Annotated in this window: 19 protein-coding genes; 9 read left to right on the forward strand and 10 right to left on the reverse strand. The window is 45.9% G+C overall.

The features are described from left to right. Nucleotides 1-9: 9 nt before the first annotated feature. The 4 genes from ppk2 to MHO32_RS07235 all read left to right on the forward strand — a co-directional run bounded on the left by ppk2 (nt 10) and on the right by MHO32_RS07235 (nt 3038). Entirely contained in the window at nt 10-786 is a 777-nt protein-coding gene (ppk2, locus tag MHO32_RS07220) for a polyphosphate kinase 2 (RefSeq protein WP_005445296.1), read from the forward strand. 9 nt (nt 787-795) lie between these two features. Then, complete coding sequence (locus MHO32_RS07225; protein ID WP_050934805.1) at nt 796-1728, forward strand: LysR family transcriptional regulator; 933 nt, start codon at nt 796-798, stop codon at nt 1726-1728. A 138-nt stretch (nt 1729-1866) separates the two neighbouring features. Next, the gene (locus MHO32_RS07230) at nt 1867-2505 is read left to right on the forward strand and encodes a YadA C-terminal domain-containing protein (RefSeq protein ID WP_005445292.1); all 639 of its coding nucleotides are present in this window, start codon (nt 1867-1869) and stop codon (nt 2503-2505) included. Nucleotides 2506-2558: 53 nt separating this feature from the next. Next, nucleotides 2559-3038 carry a hypothetical protein gene (locus tag MHO32_RS07235; RefSeq protein ID WP_009697662.1) on the forward strand — a complete coding sequence of 160 codons (480 nt, stop codon included), beginning with the start codon at nt 2559-2561 and terminating at the stop codon, nt 3036-3038. Nucleotides 3039-3041: 3 nt separating this feature from the next. Here the strand turns inward: MHO32_RS07235 and phoU are convergent, their stop codons facing one another. Genes phoU through MHO32_RS07255 form a run of 4 tightly spaced genes read right to left on the reverse strand, consistent with a single transcriptional unit; the run spans nt 3042 to nt 8499 of the window. Then, nucleotides 3042-3740, reverse strand: coding sequence for a phosphate signaling complex protein PhoU (gene phoU, locus MHO32_RS07240; protein ID WP_005440349.1), 699 nt, complete (start codon nt 3738-3740; stop codon nt 3042-3044). A gap of 32 nt (nt 3741-3772) precedes the next feature. After that, nucleotides 3773-4591 carry a phosphate ABC transporter ATP-binding protein PstB gene (pstB, locus tag MHO32_RS07245; protein WP_009705559.1) on the reverse strand — a complete coding sequence of 273 codons (819 nt, stop codon included), beginning with the start codon at nt 4589-4591 and terminating at the stop codon, nt 3773-3775. A 2-nt stretch (nt 4592-4593) separates the two neighbouring features. Then, entirely contained in the window at nt 4594-6267 is a 1674-nt protein-coding gene (gene pstA, locus MHO32_RS07250) for a phosphate ABC transporter permease PstA (RefSeq protein ID WP_239211025.1), read from the reverse strand. A gap of 27 nt (nt 6268-6294) precedes the next feature. Beyond that, complete coding sequence (locus tag MHO32_RS07255; RefSeq protein WP_050936957.1) at nt 6295-8499, reverse strand: ABC transporter permease subunit; 2205 nt, start codon at nt 8497-8499, stop codon at nt 6295-6297. Nucleotides 8500-8711: 212 nt separating this feature from the next. Between MHO32_RS07255 and ppk1 the strand changes: the two genes are divergently transcribed. Both ppk1 and ppx read left to right on the forward strand, forming a co-directional pair. Further along, nucleotides 8712-10802 carry a polyphosphate kinase 1 gene (ppk1, locus tag MHO32_RS07260; RefSeq protein ID WP_239211026.1) on the forward strand — a complete coding sequence of 697 codons (2091 nt, stop codon included), beginning with the start codon at nt 8712-8714 and terminating at the stop codon, nt 10800-10802. After that, nucleotides 10786-12291 carry an exopolyphosphatase gene (ppx, locus tag MHO32_RS07265; protein ID WP_239211027.1) on the forward strand — a complete coding sequence of 502 codons (1506 nt, stop codon included), beginning with the start codon at nt 10786-10788 and terminating at the stop codon, nt 12289-12291. The genes ppk1 and ppx overlap by 17 nt, the downstream gene beginning before the upstream one ends. 34 nt (nt 12292-12325) lie before the next feature. On the opposite strand, the gene MHO32_RS07270 is transcribed toward ppx, so the two are convergent. From MHO32_RS07270 to phoB, 3 genes are read right to left on the reverse strand one after another with little or no spacing between them, the layout of a single operon-like run. Further along, complete coding sequence (locus MHO32_RS07270) at nt 12326-13291, reverse strand: PstS family phosphate ABC transporter substrate-binding protein (RefSeq protein ID WP_005440360.1); 966 nt, start codon at nt 13289-13291, stop codon at nt 12326-12328. After that, nucleotides 13291-14589 (reverse strand): phosphate regulon sensor histidine kinase PhoR, encoded by a 1299-nt coding sequence (phoR, locus tag MHO32_RS07275; RefSeq protein ID WP_005445279.1) that lies wholly within the window; start codon nt 14587-14589, stop codon nt 13291-13293. Before phoR ends, MHO32_RS07270 begins: the two co-directional genes overlap by 1 nt. A 40-nt stretch (nt 14590-14629) precedes the next feature. Further along, complete coding sequence (gene phoB / locus MHO32_RS07280; protein WP_005424836.1) at nt 14630-15319, reverse strand: phosphate regulon transcriptional regulator PhoB; 690 nt, start codon at nt 15317-15319, stop codon at nt 14630-14632. Between the two features lie 224 nt (nt 15320-15543). Here phoB and rdgC point away from each other — a divergent pair, with 224 nt between their 5' ends. The 3 genes from rdgC (at nt 15544) to MHO32_RS07295 (ending at nt 18282) form a co-directional block, all read left to right on the forward strand. Next, entirely contained in the window at nt 15544-16458 is a 915-nt protein-coding gene (gene rdgC / locus MHO32_RS07285) for a recombination-associated protein RdgC (protein WP_005445276.1), read from the forward strand. Between the two features lie 166 nt (nt 16459-16624). Next, the gene (trhP, locus tag MHO32_RS07290) at nt 16625-18025 is read left to right on the forward strand and encodes a prephenate-dependent tRNA uridine(34) hydroxylase TrhP (RefSeq protein WP_239211028.1); all 1401 of its coding nucleotides are present in this window, start codon (nt 16625-16627) and stop codon (nt 18023-18025) included. A 2-nt stretch (nt 18026-18027) separates the two neighbouring features. After that, nucleotides 18028-18282, forward strand: a complete 255-nt coding sequence (locus MHO32_RS07295; RefSeq protein ID WP_005445273.1) for a YfhL family 4Fe-4S dicluster ferredoxin — start codon at nt 18028-18030, stop codon at nt 18280-18282. Nucleotides 18283-18323: 41 nt separating this feature from the next. Here MHO32_RS07295 and MHO32_RS07300 read toward each other — a convergent pair whose 3' ends face one another. The 3 genes from MHO32_RS07300 to MHO32_RS07310 all read right to left on the reverse strand — a co-directional run bounded on the left by MHO32_RS07300 (nt 18324) and on the right by MHO32_RS07310 (nt 20154). Continuing rightward, nucleotides 18324-18632 carry a hypothetical protein gene (locus MHO32_RS07300; protein WP_005445270.1) on the reverse strand — a complete coding sequence of 103 codons (309 nt, stop codon included), beginning with the start codon at nt 18630-18632 and terminating at the stop codon, nt 18324-18326. 337 nt (nt 18633-18969) lie between these two features. Next, nucleotides 18970-19809 carry a penicillin-insensitive murein endopeptidase gene (gene mepA / locus MHO32_RS07305; protein ID WP_005445269.1) on the reverse strand — a complete coding sequence of 280 codons (840 nt, stop codon included), beginning with the start codon at nt 19807-19809 and terminating at the stop codon, nt 18970-18972. 12 nt (nt 19810-19821) lie between these two features. Further along, nucleotides 19822-20154: a DUF1904 domain-containing protein gene (locus tag MHO32_RS07310; protein ID WP_009697655.1), complete on the reverse strand. Its 333-nt coding sequence runs from the start codon at nt 20152-20154 to the stop codon at nt 19822-19824. Nucleotides 20155-20663 lie beyond the last annotated feature (509 nt).

The raw sequence follows: 20663 nt of genomic DNA on the forward strand, positions 1-20663 counted from the left end.
GGAGGAAACATGGCGAAACTGAAGAAAAAGGAATACGAAGAAGCACTAGAACAACTGCAAATTGAGTTGGTTAAGCTCCAAGAGTGGGTCAAACACAAAGGGCTTAAAGTCGTGGTACTTTTTGAAGGACGTGACGCCGCTGGCAAAGGTGGCACCATCAAACGCATCACTGAAAAACTCAACCCTCGTGTCTGCCGTATCGCAGCCCTTCCCGCCCCAACAGAGAAAGAAAAAACACAATGGTACTTCCAGCGTTATGTGGCACATCTGCCTGCTGCTGGAGAAATCGTACTGTTTGACCGCAGTTGGTACAACCGTGCCGGCGTAGAGAAAGTCATGGGCTTTTGTACCCCAGATCAATATGAAGAGTTTCTCCGTTCTTGCCCGGAGTTTGAACGCATGCTTCAGCGCTCTGGCATCATCTTAATTAAGTACTGGTTTTCGGTCTCCGATGAAGAGCAAGAAAAGCGCTTTCTAGAACGCATCAACACCCCGATTAAACGCTGGAAGTTCAGCCCAATGGATTTGGAATCACGCAATCGCTGGGCAGAATATTCAGAGGCAAAAGATAAGATGTTTGCCTACACAGATACGAAAAACTGTCCTTGGTGGGTAGTCCCTTCTGATGATAAAAAGAAAGCTCGATTGAACTGTATCAGCCATCTGCTTAGTCAAGTCGAATACGAAGAACTTGAGCATCCAGTTATCGAATTGCCAGAGTTGAATAAAGAAGGTTATGTCCGTGCGCCTATCGACGATCAAACCTTCGTTCCTGATAAATATTAGAGATGTATCATGGCGAAAGACCTGTTTCACACCCTTGACCTGAATCTGCTCAAGACCTTTATGGTTTTGATGCAAGAGCGAAACATGCGTAAAGCATCACAGCGCTTGTTTGTCTCTCAGCCAGCGATCAGTCAGGCATTACAAAAGCTACGTAATCACTTCGATGATGAGCTGTTTGTGAAGGTCAAAACTGGTCTTGAACCGACACCGTTCGCCGAATCTCTTGCCAATGATATTACCCCCCATCTCGATGGTTTAGCTGCCGCAGTTAATCGCTCTCATCAGTTTGATCCTGCCGAAGTGGACAACAAAATTCGAATTGCACTGGCACCAATCACAATGACTTGCTTGCCCGGTTTCCTCTTCGAACAAATGAGAGCGTTAGCACCTAATGCTCAACTTGAATTAGTTGGTTGGTCGAACAGCACGGTTGATGAGATCTTGAAAGGTGAAACACTGATGGGAGTAAATTACGAGTTACTTCTGACCAATAAAGAGATCTACACGCCGAAGCTACTGGATTTGAAAGGGCGTATTTTTGTCCGTGAAGATCACCCAATCACCAAGACTCATGTTGAGCCACATGATCTTGGCGGATACCCAATTGCTTCTTTGATTTCCCCAGGTTGGAACGACAAGTTCAGTTACGCATCTGAGCTTCTTACCGAAATGGGCATTGAACACAGCATTGGCTTTCGCTCAGAAATGGTCTCTGCAATACTTGATGTCGTCAAACACACCGACATGTATTTACCTCACTCCAATTTACTTCCGGTAGAGCAATTTCCGGGATTAAGAGCCGTTGATGTCACGATTGATGGTCAACCACAAATGAAGTCTATTCACGCTCATATGCATGTGAGAAACCGGAATAACCCACTAGTAAAATGGTTAACAGAGCTTATTCAACAAGGTCTAAAATTACAGGGTGATAAGATTTAATTATCACTGAGATAACGATAGCCATTTAGTCATAAATCATACTTCTCAATAAGATAGCCCTGCTTTTAAGGGAAATGACAAAAAGCGATTGCTTACAGTAAGGATGCTGTCCCTCGTTTACTTATTGAGAGTTCAGACATGACTAAAAAAATTGTAAAGCTTACCGCTGCTTGCACCCTTCTTGCTTCTTTCAGCTCAATTGCAGCTGTTATCCCGGATCGTCCACACCCAGGCATTCCAACCAACCCAATTCAAGGTGTGCCAGAGCAACCTGTTCTACCAGAAGTTGATAACGGTGTTCCTGGAGTGCCAGATCGTCCACATCCAGATCAATCACCAACACCACCAATCGAAGCTGCACCAGAGCACCCAACGCTTCCTGAACCAGACAACGGTATTCCTGAAGTCCCAGAGCGTCCAACACCGCAACTGCCATCAAACCCTATTGAAAATAACCCGACGGATGACCGCCTGAACCACTTAGAAGGCTTAGCCGCAGAATACGACTACCGCTTAAACCAACAAGCAGAACAAATGGATGGTATTCGCGCAAGTCTACACGCAGTCACCAACGCTCGCCCTTATGCAACCAATGGTGAACTGGCAATCGGTGCCGGTGTGGGTTTTTCTGGTAGTAAAGAAGCAGTAGCGATTGGTGGTGCGTACGGTCTAAGTGATCAAGTAAGCCTGTCGGGCACATTCCACTATGAATCATCAGGCAAATATTCTTCATCTGACGTTGCTGGCGGCGTTGGTGTTCAAATTAGCTTTAAGTAAAAACTGCACTCAATAAGTTCATAGCCAAGGAAGGCTTTTATTTAGGTAACTCTATGAAACGCAAATTCTTTCTCGCTGCCCTTATTCTCGCTCCTATTAGTGTCCAAGCTTCAGGTATTTATGTCTCTCCAGAAGTTAAGATTGGCTCATTTCGAGGGGCAGGTATCCAATTGGGGGCGACCGATATTGCGGGCTTTGATGCGCTGTATTTTGATTACTCTCAGATTACTTATAAGAGCGGTAATTATGATGAAACCATTGACGCCTACCGTATTGGCTTTCAACACTTATTTGGTCATCAACCACAGATGGGATTTCAAGCGAGCTTAGGATTAGCGCAGTACGATGGAACATATCGCAATGAACGAAGAGATGCGAACGGATTGAGTATTGGTGGCGCTTACGTATATCAAGTTAACCCAATATTATCAGTTCGAGCAGGTGCGGATTTAGACGTTTTCATGAACGATAAAACACACACCTACACAGACACTGCCATTAACTTTTCTCTAGGCTTTGGTTTGCGCCTCTAAGACTTACTTCAGTACGTCATCGATGCTTTGATCACCTAGATGGCGTACATCTTTTCCTTTCACGAAGTAGATAATGTATTCACAGATATTTTGGCAACGGTCACCCACGCGTTCAATGGCTCGCGCCGACCACATCACTTGCAGAATATGTGGAATGTTTTTCGGGTCTTCCATCATGTAAGTCATCAACTGACGAATCACCGCTTCGTATTCCGCATCCAACTTATCATCAAGCTTGTGTACTTCTGCTGCGGCTTCGACATCCATACGAGCAAACGCATCGAGCACTTGGTGTAACATTTGGATTGCTTGACGACATAAAGGCTCTAACGAGACTTGGAATTGGCGCTCTTTCGATGATGGGCTTTCAATCGCCACATAGGCAATACGTGTTGCAACATCACCAATGCGCTCAAGATCTGTGATGGTCTTAATGATAGCCATGATCAAGCGTAAGTCTTTTGCTGTAGGCTGACGCTTAGCAATGATGCGAGTACAAGCGTCATCAATCGACACTTCCATCGCATTAACTTTGTGATCATCACGCACAACTTTACGCGCCAGTTCGATGTCTTCCTTGTGCAAGGCTTGAATAGCATACGACAACTGCTGTTCTACCAAGCCTCCCATGGTGAGTACATGGGTACGAATCGATTCTAGCTCTACGTTAAATTGTCCTGAGATGTGACGTCCAAAGTGCATGGCTTTCCTTTTAATCCTTGAAAGGTCGCGGCTTAACCGTAACGACCGGTAATGTAATCTTCGGTTTGTTTCTTCATTGGAGAGGTGAAGATCGAATCCGCATCCGAGTATTCAATCAACTTACCCATATGAATGAACGCAGTGTGGTCACTGACGCGCGCCGCTTGCTGCATGTTATGGGTAACGATAACCACAGTATATTGAGTCTTGAGCTCGTTGATAAGCTCTTCAATAGTTAAAGTTGAGATTGGATCCAACGCCGATGTCGGTTCATCCAATAATAGTACTTCTGGCTCAATCGCAACGGCGCGTGCAATCACCAAACGCTGCTGCTGGCCACCAGAAAGTCCAAATGCGTTTTCATGTAAACGGTCTTTTACTTCATCCCACAATGCCGCAGAACGTAGTGAACGCTCGACCGCATCGTCTAGCATGCGACTGTTCTTCACCCCTTGTAGACGAAGACCGTAAACCACATTTTCGTAAATTGACTTAGGGAATGGGTTTGGGCGCTGGAATACCATGCCTACTCGGCGGCGCAGCGTGGCAACATCCACACTTGGGTTGTACACATTCTTACCGTGCAAGCGTACTTTCCCCGTCACCTTACAACCTTCGACTAAATCGTTCATGCGGTTGATACAGCGCAGCAATGTAGATTTACCACAACCGGACGGTCCGATGAATGCGGTTACGCGTCCTTTTGGGATGCGCATGGAGATATCATGCAACGCCTGAGTCTGACCATAGAAAAGATTAAGGTTCTCAATCGAGATAGCCGTTTGTTCATCCGTCAGGTTGTGCACATCCAATGGCGGCTCATAACCTAATGTATTATCAAAGTTAAACATGCTTAATCTTGTCCTAAAGTTCGGTATTTCTCTCGCAGATTATTACGAATACTGATTGCTGTTAAGTTTAGTCCGACAATAACCGTCACGAGTAAGAAGGAAGTCGCGTAAACCAACGGACGCGCAGCTTCGATATTCGAAGTCTGGAATCCAACATCGTAAATGTGGAAACCTAAGTGCATGAACTTTCTATCCAAATGCACGTAAGGGAATTGCCCATCCACTGGCAAGCTAGAAGCTAACTTCACGACCCCCACCAACATCAATGGCGCCACTTCCCCCGCAGCCCGAGCAATTGCGAGAATCAAACCAGTGATTATCGCAGGGGTTGCCATAGGCAAAACCACACGCCAAAGCGTTTCGAACTGCGTTGCACCCAAGGCTAACGAGCCATGGCGAACTGAACTAGGAATACGGGTTAAACCTTCTTCTGTGGTAACAATCACCACCGGTAGCGTCAAGACCGCTAGCGTCAGTGCAGACCACAACAAGCCCGGCGTACCAAAGGTTGGAGCGGGTAATCGCTCGGCATAAAACAGGTTATCGATTGAGGCACCAATGGTATAAACAAAAAAGCCCAAACCAAATACGCCGTAAACGATAGAAGGAACACCTGCAAGGTTAATCACCGCAATACGGATCACCCGAGTTAGGGCATTATTCTTGGCATATTCATGCAAATAAATCGCCGCAACCACACCTAATGGCATCACGATGATCGACATGATGATAACCAAGAAAACCGTACCGAAAATCGCTGGGAAAACCCCACCTTCAGAGTTCGATTCGCGAGGGTCTTCGGATAAGAACTTCCAAACCTGTTTTCCCCAATGGGTAACCTTTTCAGGCAGTGACATTTGGTTTGGATACCAGTAGTCCAAAATGTCTTCTAATGGAATCGAAACTTGAGCCCCAGTCATGTCTTCGACAATCAGCGCATAATCAGAGAAGCCTAAGCGCAGCCCGTCAAGTTGCATGTCTAGCTTGGCTAACTCTGCTTCAATTTCTGCCTTACGCTTGCTGTTGTTTGCTAAAAACTCTTCAGTGATGGTGTCGTTAAGCTCGTGCTTACGTTTATCTAAGCGAAGCTGCTCTAACTGCCATCCCAAGTCTTTTACTTGGTCATCCACCAGCATGTCGATTTCGTGATGCAAGGTTTCGGCATCATCGAGCTTTTGATCCAAAAGCTTTTGAATGTCATTTTCGTAACGCGTGTTACCATCTTGGAAGGCCACAAACTTACCGAAGAAGTAGCCACCGCTGCTGCGTTCAATCACTGCCCATTCGCCCGGCGTAGTTGGATCATCCAACTGCATTCTCAACACAGAAATAAAGTCCGCTGGGTACAATTCACGGTTGGCAATTTTGATGTTTAGGCGCGTCGCAAACTCTTCGTCATCCGCGAGTTTATTCGCCGCTTCTTCTGGTAGGTAACTTCTTGGCACAAAGCTGCGCTCGTAAACCTGACCAACCAGAATCGAATTTTCATGCAGCACTTCGCCCTGCACCGGAGTCAGCGCAGCAACATTCCATTGATAAAGTGGCGCAGGCCAGAAGTAAGTAAGCCCCTTCCAGCCAATCAATAGCAATAAACCGAGGACAGAAAGCAGACTGATGCTTACCGCTCCCCCGGTTAACCAAATCCAAGGTGCGCCAGAACGAATCCAATTTAACACGCTATTACTCGCTCTTTCGTTAACTGATTACAACGCACGATATTTATCTCTTAGTCTTTGACGAACCCATTCCGCCAAGGCGTTCACCGCAAAGGTGAAGACAAACAAAATTAATGCCGATAGGAACAACAATCGATAATGCGAACTGCCCACTTCCGATTCTGGCAATTCAACCGCAATGGTCGCCGACAAGCTACGCAAGCCTTCTAGCACGTTCCAATCCATTAATGGCGTATTACCTGTCGCCATTAATACAATCATGGTTTCGCCCACAGCACGCCCAAGTCCCATCATGATTGCCGAGAAGATCCCCGGACTGGCTGTTAACAGAACCACATAAATCAGGGTTTGCCATGGCGTCGCGCCAAGTGCTAATGAACCATCCGATAAGTGTTTCGGCACAGAGAAAATCGCATCTTCGGCAATGGTGAAAATCGTTGGAATAACCGCAAAGCCCATCGCCAAGCCAACCACCAGCGCGTTACGTTGATCAAAGCCAATGCCATGGTCAGTTAGGAACAAACGCATGTCCCCGCCAAAGAAGGCTTGTTCAAGCATTGGTGATACCCACACACCCAAACCGATCAACAGCAAAATCAAAGGCATTAAGACCAAAGCATGCCATCCGTTTGGCAGGCGATTACGTATCGGCTGTGGAATCAGCGCCCATAGACCGCCCATCACCATGGTGCTCAATGGAAGAACAAACAGCATCACCACAACAGTAATCAAATGGTCTTCCACAATCGGGGCGAACCAAAGTCCGGCAAGGAAACCGATGATAACGGTAGGCAAAGCTTCCATTAACTCGATGGATGGCTTCACCACACGGCGCATACGTGGTGACATAAAGTAAGCGGTATAAATTGCGCCCAGTACAGCCAGTGGTACCGAGAACAACATTGCAAACATTGCCGCCTTGATGGTACCAAACGCAATTGGCACTAAGCTGAATTTCGCCTCGAAGTCATCACTGGCTGAGGTAGATTGCCACACAAATTCGGGCTCTGGGTAACCTTCATACCAAACCTTTTGCCATAAGGAGGACAGAGAGACTTCTGGGTACGGGTTATCAACAAACGCGACATTTAATTCGTCGTTTTGCCATGTGATCAAGTAGCGCTCGTTATTCGACATTCCTGCCATCACTGGCGCTTGTTTGTAGGCACGTTTAAACAACACCAACTTCTCACTGGTGGTGTAGTGGCTTTGCAACGTACCGTTGGTGTAAAAGCTGTAGAAACCTTTGCGGTGTGAATCGGGAAGTAAATACTTCAGCTCAGACGCCAACTTAAAGTCACGAATGTGAGTCAAAGTTCGCTGGTCGCCCTGCAACGTATCAAACCATTGCGATACACGACCATCGTTATGCGTAACAAGCAGAGAATACGCCCCAGCCAACAAATCCATCGTTCTCACAGAGTGCTTTTTATCCCCCTGAGTCAGATCGATCACTTCACGCACTGAGAACTTATTGTCACCTTTCACCAAGACAATCAGCTCTGAACCATTGCGCAAGTAAAGGTTATTGCCATCTGGCGTCAGCAACATTTGGTCTGGCGCATCAAAACCTGAAGAGAAGGTGTAATCATGGGTAACAGGTGATGCATCTAATAGTTGAGGAACTTGCCAACGCGCTTTTATTACGCCGCTTTGTGTTTGCCAAACAAGGGTTGGCGTTTGCGTAGAAGCACTAAAAACAAACTTCTTAACAGGATCGGATGCATCTGTCAGTTGCATATCCATTGAAGTGCGAAACGGCACTACTTCTGGTGGGCGAGTGTTTTCGCGCAGTGTTGCGTTAAATTCCGGTTTGAAGATGTGCGCTTTGCCTTGGTCATCAACCAAACCATACCAACCTAATCCCGGCGCAGACTGAGAAAATGCCACTGGGTTGTTGGCTATCTGCTGAGTGTACAGCGCTGGTTTGCTGGAATCATCGAGAGGAAGAAAGCGCACTTCACCGGATTGGGTTAACACCAGACCGATTTGAGAGTAATCATCAACGGAAATTGCGAGTGGCTTCCCGCTTTGGGTGGCACGAGCGGCATAATTGGTTTCGATCTCTGCATCAGAAAACAGAGGAATGATCACCATTGCAAGGTAAACGAAGATCAACACGAGAGCAGCAAGAACGCCTACACCACCGGATGTCACTGCAAATCGAACCAAACGATCTTTGATCAATCGTTTTTTATCTTTTTCCTGCAATGAAAACTCGGCTTGTGCCATTGATCTCTCTACCCTTTTTGACTTAGTACTAGAATATGTCGTTAAGATGACAATTATATTACAGATCACATTAAACAACTGAAAAGAATACAACTCTTATGCAGACCGTGTTATGAAATAAATCTGTAACGTAAACCTCATAATGTTCAGGCTCATCTTTTTTTATCCCACAGATGAGTGCGGATTTACTTCATTTTAGGCTAGGTAAGGTTATGAGCGCAGAAAAACTCTATATAGAAAAAGAACTTAGTTGGTTGTCTTTTAACGAGAGAGTATTACAAGAAGCCGCTGATAAAACCGTCCCCCTAATCGAACGTATTCGCTTTCTGGGGATCTTTTCCAATAACTTAGATGAGTTCTACAAGGTTCGCTTTGCAGACGTAAAACGTCGGATCTTGATCAGCCAAGAACGAGGTGGAAGCGATAACTCTAAGCACTTGTTAACTAAGATGCAAACCAAAGCATTGAGGCTGAACGAACAATTTGACGAACTGTACGGTGACTTGATCCGAGAAATGGCGCGACGCCGCATTTTCTTGGTTAATGAAAATCAACTGGACGACACGCAAAAACGCTGGATCACCAAGTACTTTCGCAAAGAAGTCATGCCACACATCACTCCGCTTTTGATTAAAGATGACATCGATGTGTTGCAGTTTCTAAAAGACGAATACGCCTACATTACCGTCGATCTGCGCAAAGACGATCATTCCCAATACGCTTTACTCGAAATCCCAACTGACCACCTACCCCGCTTTGTTATGGTTCCGGAGCAAAAAGGCAAACGTCGCAAGACCATCATTCTGCTCGACAACATCATCCGTTACTGTCTGGATGAGCTGTTTAAAGGCTTCTTCGATTATGACGAGCTAAATGGCTACGCGATGAAGATGACCCGCGATGCCGAATACGATTTGCGCCTAGAGATCGAATACAGCTTGCTCGAACAGATGTCTGAAGGAGTGAACCAACGCTTAACTGCCATGCCTGTGCGCTTTGTTTATGAACGTGAAATGCCGCAAGAGATGCTCGATTTCTTGTGCAGCAAACTGCAAATCTCTAACTACGACAGTTTGATTCCCGGTGGTCGTTACCACAACTTTAAAGACTTCATTGGATTCCCAAATGTTGGTCGTGAGTACCTAGAAAACAAACCTATGCCACCGATGAAGTGTGCCGACTTCGAAGGCTACGCCAACAGTTTCGATGCGATCAAAGCCAAAGACATTTTGCTTTACTACCCTTATCACACCTTTGATCACATCTCTGAACTGGTTCGCCAAGCTTCCTTCGATCCTAAAGTGTTGGCGATCAAGATTAACATTTACCGCGTAGCCAAAGATTCGCGCTTGATGAACTCATTAATCGATGCGGTACACAATGGCAAAAGCGTAACTGTGGTGGTTGAACTGCAAGCCCGATTCGATGAAGAAGCTAATATCGAGTGGTCAAAGGTACTCACCGATGCAGGCGTGCACGTTATCTTTGGTGCGCCGGGTTTGAAAATTCACTCAAAACTGCTCCTGATTAGCCGCCGCGAAGAAGGCGAAATCGTACGTTATGCGCATATCGGTACAGGCAACTTCCACGAGAAAACCGCACGCATCTACACCGACTTCGCGTTGCTAACTGCAGATCAAGAAATTACCAATGAGGTTCGTAACGTCTTTGGCTATATCGAGAACCCATATCGTCCAGTCAGGTTTAATCACCTCATCGTTTCACCACGCAATTCGCGTAAACAACTCTACCGTCTGATTGATGGGGAGATTGCCAACGCCAAAGCCGGCAAGAAAGCAGCACTGACGATCAAAGTGAATAACTTAGTCGACAAAGGCATCGTCAATAAACTTTATGGAGCAAGCAATGCTGGGGTGAAAATTAATATGATCATCCGCGGTATGTGTTCACTCGTCCCGGGTATTGAAGGCGTGAGCGAGAACATTCGCATCATCAGTATTGTGGACCGCTTCCTTGAACACCCTCGTGTCGTGATCACCCACAATGATGGCGACCCGCAGGTTTATATCTCATCAGCGGACTGGATGACGCGAAATATCGATCATCGTATTGAAGTTGCCGCTCCGGTTCGTGATCCACGTTTGAAACAGCGAATTATTGATATAACTAACATTCACTTTACCGATACAGTAAAGGCTCGTTTGATAGATAAAGAGATGAGCAACAGCTACGTACCGCGAGGTAATCGTAAAAAAGTTCGCTCACAAGTTTCCATCTACGACTATCTTAAAAATATAGAGAAGCAAACAAGAAAACAAAAAGCAGATGCCTCAAATACTTGAACAAGATGTACGCCATATTGCAGCCATTGACCTTGGGTCGAACAGCTTCCATATGGTGGTGGCGAAAGTTGTTGGAAGTGACCTGCAATTAGTCAGCCGCCATAAACAGCGAGTGCGCTTAGCTGCCGGACTCGATTCAGAGCTCAACCTAAGCCATGCTGCAATGGAGCGAGGTCTTGAGTGCCTCGCAATGTTCGCCGAACGCTTGCAAGGCTTTGAAGCTTCAAACGTTAGAATTGCAGCCACCCACACTTTAAGGCGCGCTAACAATGCCCACCTCTTTATAAAACGAGCCAAAGAGGTGCTGCCTTTTCCAATTGAAATCATTCCGGGCGAAGAGGAAGCTCGCCTCATCTACCTCGGCGTAGCGCACACTCAAGCGGAGTCTAACTCCAAACTGGTCGTCGATATCGGTGGCGGCAGTACCGAGATGATCATAGGTCAAGAGTTTGAGCCAGAGCTTCTCAACAGTAAGCAAATGGGCTGTGTGAGTTTTACCGAGCAGTTCTTCAATAATGGCAAACTGTCGCGCAAGAACTTCAGCAAAGCGATTCTCGCCGCAGAGCAGCGCATGGAATCCATTGCTGCAAAATACCGTAAGAAAGGCTGGGATATTGCTCTCGGCTCTTCAGGTACTATTAAAGCGATTCGCGAAGTCTTGATAGGTTTAGGTCATGAAGATGGGCTGATCACCAACAAGCGTTTGGGTAAGCTCATCGACACATTATGCGAATTTGAGTCCATTGATGATATTGAACTAGTTGGTCTGACCGACGAACGTAAGCCAGTCTTTGCCGCTGGTGTAGCCATTTTATCTGCCATCTTCCAATCACTAAAAATCAACCAGATGTTCTTCTCGGATGGTGCATTACGTGAAGGCCTGCTCTACGAGATGGAAGAACGCTTCGCTCGTTCTGATATTCGTATGCGCACCACAGAAAACCTAGCAAAACAACATCGCGTTGATATCGAACACGCTGCACGCGTAAAAGGTCATGCAAGAGAGATGCTGTGCAATGTTCGTTCTGAACTAGGTATCAAGAAGAAAAGTGAGTTGTTTGATTTACTGGAATGGGCGGCTTTGCTGCATGAAGTCGGCTTGAGTATCAGTCTGCGCGGTTTCCATCGTCACTCATTCTACATTCTGCTGCACTCCAACTTACCCGGCTTTAACCGCGAGCAGCAATTGGTATTGGCGACTTTAGCTCGCTTCCAACGTAAATCCCTCAAGTTGAATGAGTTCCCAGAGTTTAACCTCTACAAAGAGAGTGACATCATCAACTTAATTAAGATTCTGCGTCTAGCGATTGTGGTCAACGGTCAACGCAATGATGACCCGCTACCAGAGCTGACATTATCGATAGAAGAAGATAAGTGGGTACTTACCTGCGCAGAGGAAGATTGGTTGGAGAATAACAAACTGCTCGATGCAGATTTGCAGGAAGAACAGCAACGCTGGGAAAGCGCAGGATGGACATTGAACTTCTAACTACGAACTCAATGAGATAAAGAAAAAGGTCGGCTTATAAACCGACCTTTTTTAATTCCTCTGCAGCGAAATCGGCAGTAATCGGAACATAACCGTCTTTCGCAACCAGTGCTTGCCCTTGGGCAGAGAACATAAAGCGAATGAACTCAGCTTCAATTGGGCTTAGCGGGTAATCAGGATGTTTATTCACGTATACATAAAGATAACGTGATAGTGGGTACTTACCTGAAATGATATTTTCACGTACTGGGCTAACATAATCTGTGCCTGTTTTCGCAATTGGGACTAAGCGAACACCCGCCACGCGATAGCCTACGCCTGAATAACCTACACCACTGATCGTTGATGCCACAGACTGCACCACTGAGGCAGATCCCGGTTGCTCGTTCACACGAGTTTTAAAATCGCCGCCGCACAAGGCATTACTTTTAAAATAACCGTACGTACCTGATACTGAGTTACGCCCGAACAGCTGCAAGTTACGTTTTGCCCACTCAGCTTTGATGCCTAACTCACGCCAGTTGGTGATGAACTCACTTTCGCCGCAGCGTAAAGTCGCTGAGAACATCGCATCCAACTGATGGAAATTAAGCCCTTTGATTGGATTATCTTGGTGCACAAAAATACCAATCGCATCAATCGCAACACGAAGCGCCGTTGGTTTGTAACCATGCACCCGCTCAAATGCTTCGATCTCACGCATACGCATTGAGCGACTCATTGGACCGAATTGCGCAGTTTGTTCTGTTAACGCCGGTGGCGCAGTCGATGAGCCAGACGCTTGTACCTGAGCATTAATGTTCGGGTAGATAGATTTAAACTCTTCCACCCAAAGCGTAGTCATGCCTGCTAACGTATCTGAGCCGACAGACAATAAGTTACCTGCTATGCCAGTCGTCTTTTGATAATTCGGCAACGGTTTATCTTGTGCAATAGCTACGCTGGAAAGCACTAACGTGGCTAGAGTGATTTTCTTAATTGCTTTGGATACGACACTCATTACTTCACCACCAAACGACTTGGTAGGATGAAGGAGAACTTACTGCCGACACCAACTTCACTGTAAATTTCGAGATGAGAGTCATGGTGGCTCAACGCGTGCTTCACGATGGCTAAGCCAAGACCACTGCCGCCGGTATCTCGTGAGCGGGCTTTATCGACGCGATAGAAACGCTCGGTCAATCGATGTAAGTGTTGTGGTTCAATACCATCACCGCTGTCTTCAACCTCTAGACAAGCGCCTTGTGCGGTTTGATACCAACGAACGTTGATGTGTGCACCAGGTGGGGTGTATTTCACCGCGTTGTACACCAAGTTAGAGATAGCACTACGCAGTTGGTCATCATCGCCGAGCACGCGCAGACTAGAATCCACGTCGAACTTCAACTGATGTTGATCATCACCACTTAGGCTTACCGCTTCCTTTTCTAGCACTTCTAACATGCTAGGGACATTGACCACATCTTCCAACTCATGCATTGGTGCCGCTTCAATCTTAGACAGCGTCAGAAGCTGATTAACCAAGCTGTTCATGCGGTTGAGCTGCTCTGTCATCACCCCATGCGCTTTCGTCCACATTGGACCAACAATCATATCTGGATCTTCTGTCATCTCAAGATAGCCTTGCAGTACCGTCATCGGTGTACGAAGTTCATGAGATACGTTGGCGAAGAAGTTACGACGCATACCTTCAAGCTGTTTAAGTTGGCTCACATCACGCACCACCATCAGGTGTTCCCCTTCGGTGTAAGGTACGATACGCAGTTCCAACATTCGCTCGACATTCAATGGTGAGCGCATTTCTAGCGGCTCTGAGAAGTCTTGTTTATTGATGTACTTAATAAAGTCTGGAGTACGGATGAGGTTAGAAATAGGTTGCCCAGAATCTTCCGGCCAGTGGAAACCCAAAAGGTGTTGCGCGAGCTTGTTACACCATACGATGTTACCTTCAGCACGAAACACCACCACCGCATCCGGCAGCGATTCAGCACCATTACGGAAACGGCGAATCAAATTGGTAAGCTCTTTACGCTTACGACGCTGACGTTGTTGCAATCGGTATAAACCGTTGAATAACGATTCCCAGTTGCCACTACCTGACGGTGGCGTAAGACGCTTTTCATCCCACAGCCAAGCCGACAAGCGCACCTGATTATGCAAATGCCATACAAGCTGCAAAGCCGTGGCCGCCAAAAGCAACCACGGCATATAACCGAATATCCAACCTATTATCACCCAAGGGGTGTAAAAAAAAGCCAGCTCCCAGGCCAGCTTTTTCCAAGTCAATCTTTCAACCACTCATTACTCCAGAAATGGTATTGATAAGCTGCTAGCGATGTTATGCCTTCGTCGAGAAACGGTATCCTGCGCCACGAACAGTTTGGATGAGTTTGTCGTGACCTGCGGCCTCAAGCGCTTTACGCAAACGACGAATATGTACATCAACGGTACGGTCTTCTACATACACGTTGGTGCCCCAAACATTGTTTAGTAGTTGTTCACGACTGTAAACACGCTCTTGGTGCGTCATGAAGAAGTGCAACATTTTGAACTCTGTTGGTCCCATATCAACCGCTTCATCATTTGCGGTCACACGGTGAGAAACAGGATCCAACTTCAGACCTTGTACATCAATCACATCTTCGAGCGCAGTCGGTGTTACGCGGCGAATAACGGCTTTAAGGCGAGCAACCAACTCTTTTGGTGAGAAAGGTTTGGTGATGTAGTCATCCGCGCCAACTTCTAAGCCGCGCACTTTGTCTTCTTCTTCACCACGAGCTGTCAGCATCACAACGGGAATGTTGCGAGTTAACTCTTCGCGCTTCATGTGTTTGATGAAGTTAATACCACTGCCACCTGGTAGCATCCAGTCTAGTAGCACTAAATCCGGGAAGGGTTCAGCCAGTTTGGTTACCGCAGAGTCGTAATCTTCTGCTTCTACTGCTTGATAACCTTTCTGTTCAAGCACGAAGCATAGCATTTCGCGAATCGGAGCTTCGTCTTCAACAACCAGAATCCTTCTAGACATAATTGAATAACCTTATGTTAGTTGAGCTAATGAATTTAAAGGACAAAGCGCCCCTCTATGCATAAGCATTATTACTACCAATTATGACACTTTTGTGACCTTTGAAAACAAATTTTCATATAACTTTCTTTTGAGATTCATCATGATCTTTTTCAATTCAATTAGGACAACGCCGGGAAAATTCCCTATGATTAGTCCCTTGTCATCAAGCCTAGAGAAGATTTATGTGGTTTAAAAACTGTCTGGTATACCGCGTTAACCGCGAGGTTAACTTCAACGCCGATCAACTGGAAACTCAACTAGCCGAGTTCCGATTCACCCCTTGTGGAAGCCAAGATAAGCAAAAGTTTGGCTGGGTTAGCGCGATGGGTAGAAATGGCGACATGATGACGCACGTTTCTGAAAACCGCATTCTGATTTGCGCTAAGAAAGAAGAAAAAATGCTGCCTGCTTCAGTGATCAAAGACTCACTAAATGCAAAAGTAGAAGCAATGGAAGCACAGGAAGGTCGTCCTCTTAAAAAGAAAGAGAAAGACAACCTGAAAGATGACATCGTAATGGACCTCCTGCCACGTGCGTTCAGCCGTAGCAGCCACACTTACGTGCTGATTATGCCAAAAGAAGGCTTCATCCTTGTTGATGCAAGCAGCTACAAAAAAGCAGAAGACGTATTGGCACTACTACGTAAGACAATGGGTAGCCTGCCTGTTGTACCAGCAATCCCAGAAGTTGCGATCGAAACAACTCTAACTGAATGGGTAAAAACTGGTGATACACCACAAGGCATCACAATGATGGACGAAGCAGAGCTTAAGTCTGTGCTAGAAGAAGGCGGCGTGATTCGTTGTAAGAAGCAAGAGCTTACAACCGATGAAATCCGCAACCACATCGCTGCAGACAAAGTTGTGACTAAGCTAGCACTGAACTGGCAAGATCGTATCGAATTCATCATGGCAGAAGATTCTGGCATCAAACGTCTGAAGTTCTCTGATGAACTAAAAGACCAAAACGATGATATCCCACGCGAAGATCAGGCTGCTCGCTTCGACGCAGACTTCTCTCTAATGTGTGGCGAGTTCAGCGCTTTCCTACCAAATCTATACGAAGCATTGGGCGGTCTGCCAAACCCTAACGCTTAATTTCGTACAAAGATTAACCATAACGCCCTCACTTTTTTTGAGGGCGTTTGTTTATCTAAAACATAATTCTCCTAGTCACAGGTCACATTTTGACGTAAAATTTGCGCCCCATTTCCATGAGGTGGAATTGGCCTGACTTGTGATCAGATATTAAGAGAATTGAGCAATGACAACAGAGAAAGCATTCGTACCAGAGCTACTATCTCCAGCAGGTAGCCTTAAAAACATGCGTTACGCATTCGCCTACGGCGCAGATGCAGTATACGCTGGTCAACCTCGCTACAGCCTTCGCGTACGTAACAACGAGTTCAACCACGAAAACCTACAAATCGGTATCAACGAAGCGCATGCCCTAGGCAAAAAGCTTTACGTGGTATGCAACATCCAACCGCACAACTCTAAGCTTAAAACTTTCATCCGTGACCTTAAACCAGTGGTAGAAATGGGTCCAGACGCACTTATCATGTCTGATCCAGGTCTCATCATGATGATTCGCGAAGCGTTCCCAGAAATGCCAATTCACCTGTCTGTGCAGGCGAACGCAGTAAACTGGGCAACTGTTAAATTCTGGGCTGCTAACGGTGTTGAGCGCGTGATCGTTTCTCGTGAGCTTTCTCTAGAAGAAATCGAAGAAATTCGCGAGCATTGTCCTGAAACTGAATTAGAAGTTTTCGTTCACGGTGCTCTATGCATGGCTTACTCTGGTCGCTGCCTACTGTCCGGTTACATCAACAAGCGTGACCCTAACCAAGGTACTTGCACTAACGCATGCCGTTGGGAATATAAAGTCGAGGAAGGCAAAGAAAACGACGCTGGTCAAATTGTTGAAGCGTTCGATCCAAACGAAGCTCAAGCAATCGAAGTTGCTGACGAACGCCCTGAAACCACTATCGGTCGCGGCAAACCAACTGACGAAGTGGTATTGCTTTCTGAAAGTCACCGTCCAGAAGAAAAAATGGCGGCGTTCGAAGACGAGCACGGTACTTACATAATGAACTCGAAAGACCTGCGTGCAATCCAACACGTAGAACGTCTAACTAAGATGGGTGTTCACTCATTGAAGATCGAGGGCCGTACCAAGTCATTCTACTACTGTGCACGTACTGCTCAGGTTTACCGCAAAGCGATTGATGACGCAGTTGCTGGTCGTCCATTCGATGAGAGCCTAATGGGTACGCTAGAAAGCCTAGCTCACCGTGGCTACACAGAAGGTTTCCTACGTCGTCACACTCACGACAGCTACCAGAACTACGATTACGGTTACTCTGTATCTGACGCACAACAATTTGTTGGTGAATTCACTGGCAAACGTCGCGGTGACATGGCAGAAGTTGAAGTGAAGAACAAGTTCATCGTTGGTGACAGCCTTGAGCTAATGACGCCAAAAGGCAACGTAATCTTCACGCTAGAAGCGATGGAAAACCGTAAGTCAGAATCAATTGAAGACGCAAAAGGTAACGGTCACTTTGTATTTATCCCGGTTCCAGAAGACATGGATCTGGAATACGGTCTGTTGATGCGTAACTTAAATGCAGGTCAGGATACCCGTAACCCAACTGGTAAGTAATCATGGCACTACTTATTACCGATAAGTGCATCAACTGCGACATGTGTGACCCTGAGTGCCCTAATGGTGCAATTACTATGGGTGACAGCATTTTCGAAATTGACCCTGCTCTATGTACAGAGTGTAAAGGTCACTACGAAAAACCAACATGTCAGTCGGTGTGTCCAATTACGAAGTGCATTATTACCGACCCAAATCATGTCGAGACTGAAGAGCAATTGCTAGAGAAGTTCGTGATTATTCAAGGGCTAGCGTAATTGAAAGAGGTTCAACTTTGCGCTCAAAGTTGAACCTTTTTTTAACCTGATTTCTCGATAGGAATAATGTTGCAGAAGAGCTCTTTCTCGAAATGATACTCTAGCCTTTCACGCCAATTTTCAGCTTGTGAGACAGGTATCAAATAGAAATTCTCTCGACTCGTATCCGTAACGAAAGCCATCCCATATTGCATTAGTTCGTAATGCACATCATTAACAAATCCCGGGTCAAGACGCTGACGTCCTGTCAGGTGATTAACATCCTCTCGAGTCAGATAGACTCCCTTATTCTCACTGCTAAATCTGTGTCTTAACCACTCTGCAAATTCTTTTGCACAAATCATAGTCATGGTTTTGTCCTTGATTAACTCTTAGATGGGGAAAGTCTCCATACCCACCTCAATACACTTGTCTGCGTTGCCATTTGTCTTTCACCAACCAACAGACATATTGCTAAGAAACCAGAGAATCGCGACGAAAAGATCTTTGTAAAACCAGAGTTATAACTACAAGAAAAACCACATAACCCTTTGTTTAATTTAGATTTCTGTAATATGCCACCAAAACTAATTAGGTTAGTTTTTATACTGGTATTATTCACTGTAGACAAAAGAATGATCTTTCTCCAGTTTCATAATGGAGATACCTAGTAGGTTTAATCGCAGCTTGATAGGAAGGAATTACCCTTTACTTCTTAGTAAGCAATGGCTGACATTGTGCAGGCATTATCTTTTTCTTCTTAGGCTTGGGCGTAGTTTTGACTGTCTTTTTAGCCACGGGAGGTGGCGTAGCTTTAGGTTGCCAACTCGCAAGTTCAGCTCCACAACCATCACCCACTGGAGGAGGAGCCTGGTTGATGCAGTTAGCACTCGACTCCGGACAGTTTAATCTAACGTGGAAGTGATAATGATGCCCCCACCAAGGGCGAACTTTGCGTAACCACCCCCTGTCTTTTCCCCCTTCCTGCTTACAAAGTTGCTCTTTTATCACCGGGTGAACAAAAATACGAGCTACACCCTCACTTTGCGCTGCGCTACGAATCAGTTCAAAGTGTCGAGTTTCCCAACGGTTTTCCAAAATCTTATATTTTTTAAGATCAACTACGCTCATTGGTTTAGGCAGCTGGAGCTCATTGTACGACAAAGGTTCATCGGCTAGACGCAACCAGATATCGATATCTAAACCTGTTTGATGACTAGAATGTCCAGAAGAGAAACGCCCGCCACGAGCCAATGACAAGTCACCAACCAACAACGTTGTGCTTAAATCTTGATTCATTTTTTTTGCTAGTTCTTGAATGAAACTGATCGTATGTGGGTGCCCATAGTAACGCTTCGTTTTGCTACGTAGCACTTGGTAACCAATACCATCCAAAGGAAGTGGAGATGCGCCGTCTAGACAGCCATTGGCATAACTGCCGATAGAGGAAGAAGTGTTATTTGTGGGACCAGAGACCTGCTCCCACGGAGTTGCATAAAGAGAAGCTGAGAATAGAAAACTTAAACAAAAAGAAAGACTCAGCTTCATCACGCTCATTCCTTAATAGTGGTCACCATTATCATAGTAGCCTTTAGGAGAGAGTGCAGAGAAAATTACCGCAACATCGATATCTTCACCCACAATACCACGTACTTGTTGAGTTATTGCTTTTGCAACCTTGTTCTGCGTTTCTTGACCGCGATCGAACCATAAAACTTCAACAAAAGGATAAGCAGCACTTACTTCACCTTCGTTGAAAAATGTACTGTAGATATATTCGAACGTAAAATCTTCGCGAGGGCAATCCATAAGAGGCTGTAGTTCGTCAGTAAGTGGTTTTGATAGCGCTTGAACCGCTTGTGGCTCGACCGCTCTAAATCGAAGATGTGGCATAGACTTGCTTCCTAATTATTAGAATTCAGCGCCGATAATAACAGGAAGTCGACCTCTTATCACGTTAGCTTCTGGCAACACTCACTTTAAATAACGAAGATGCGGAGAAGCTTCAGGACTTCTGTTGAAGACTTAGAAGATCCCAGAAGAACTAGGTCGGTAACTAACAGATTCGAGTAAATTATCGAGCAAGCACTCAGAGTTAGTCTGAAAAGACAAAAACGCAAAAAGCCCCAGCATTTCTGCTGAGGCTTTACAAGGTAGCAGGGGTAGATTGGACCGGCACTCCGGAAATTCGATATGACTTGCTACCAAGCGGGCTGGCGGCTCAGCTCCCAACACGCACTATTTAGGCATTAGGGGAATCTGCTACTCTTCCAGCTAGACTGGTACTCTTTCCTTCATATACCAAAAAGGCTCTAGCATTTCTGCTAGAGCCTTAAATATGGCAGGGGTGGAGAGATTCGAACTCCCAACACGCGGATTTGGAATCCGCTGCTCTGCCAATT

The sequence above is a fragment of the Vibrio sp. MMH1-50 genome (assembly GCF_022347645.1).
Lineage (GTDB): Bacteria > Pseudomonadota > Gammaproteobacteria > Enterobacterales > Vibrionaceae > Vibrio > Vibrio harveyi.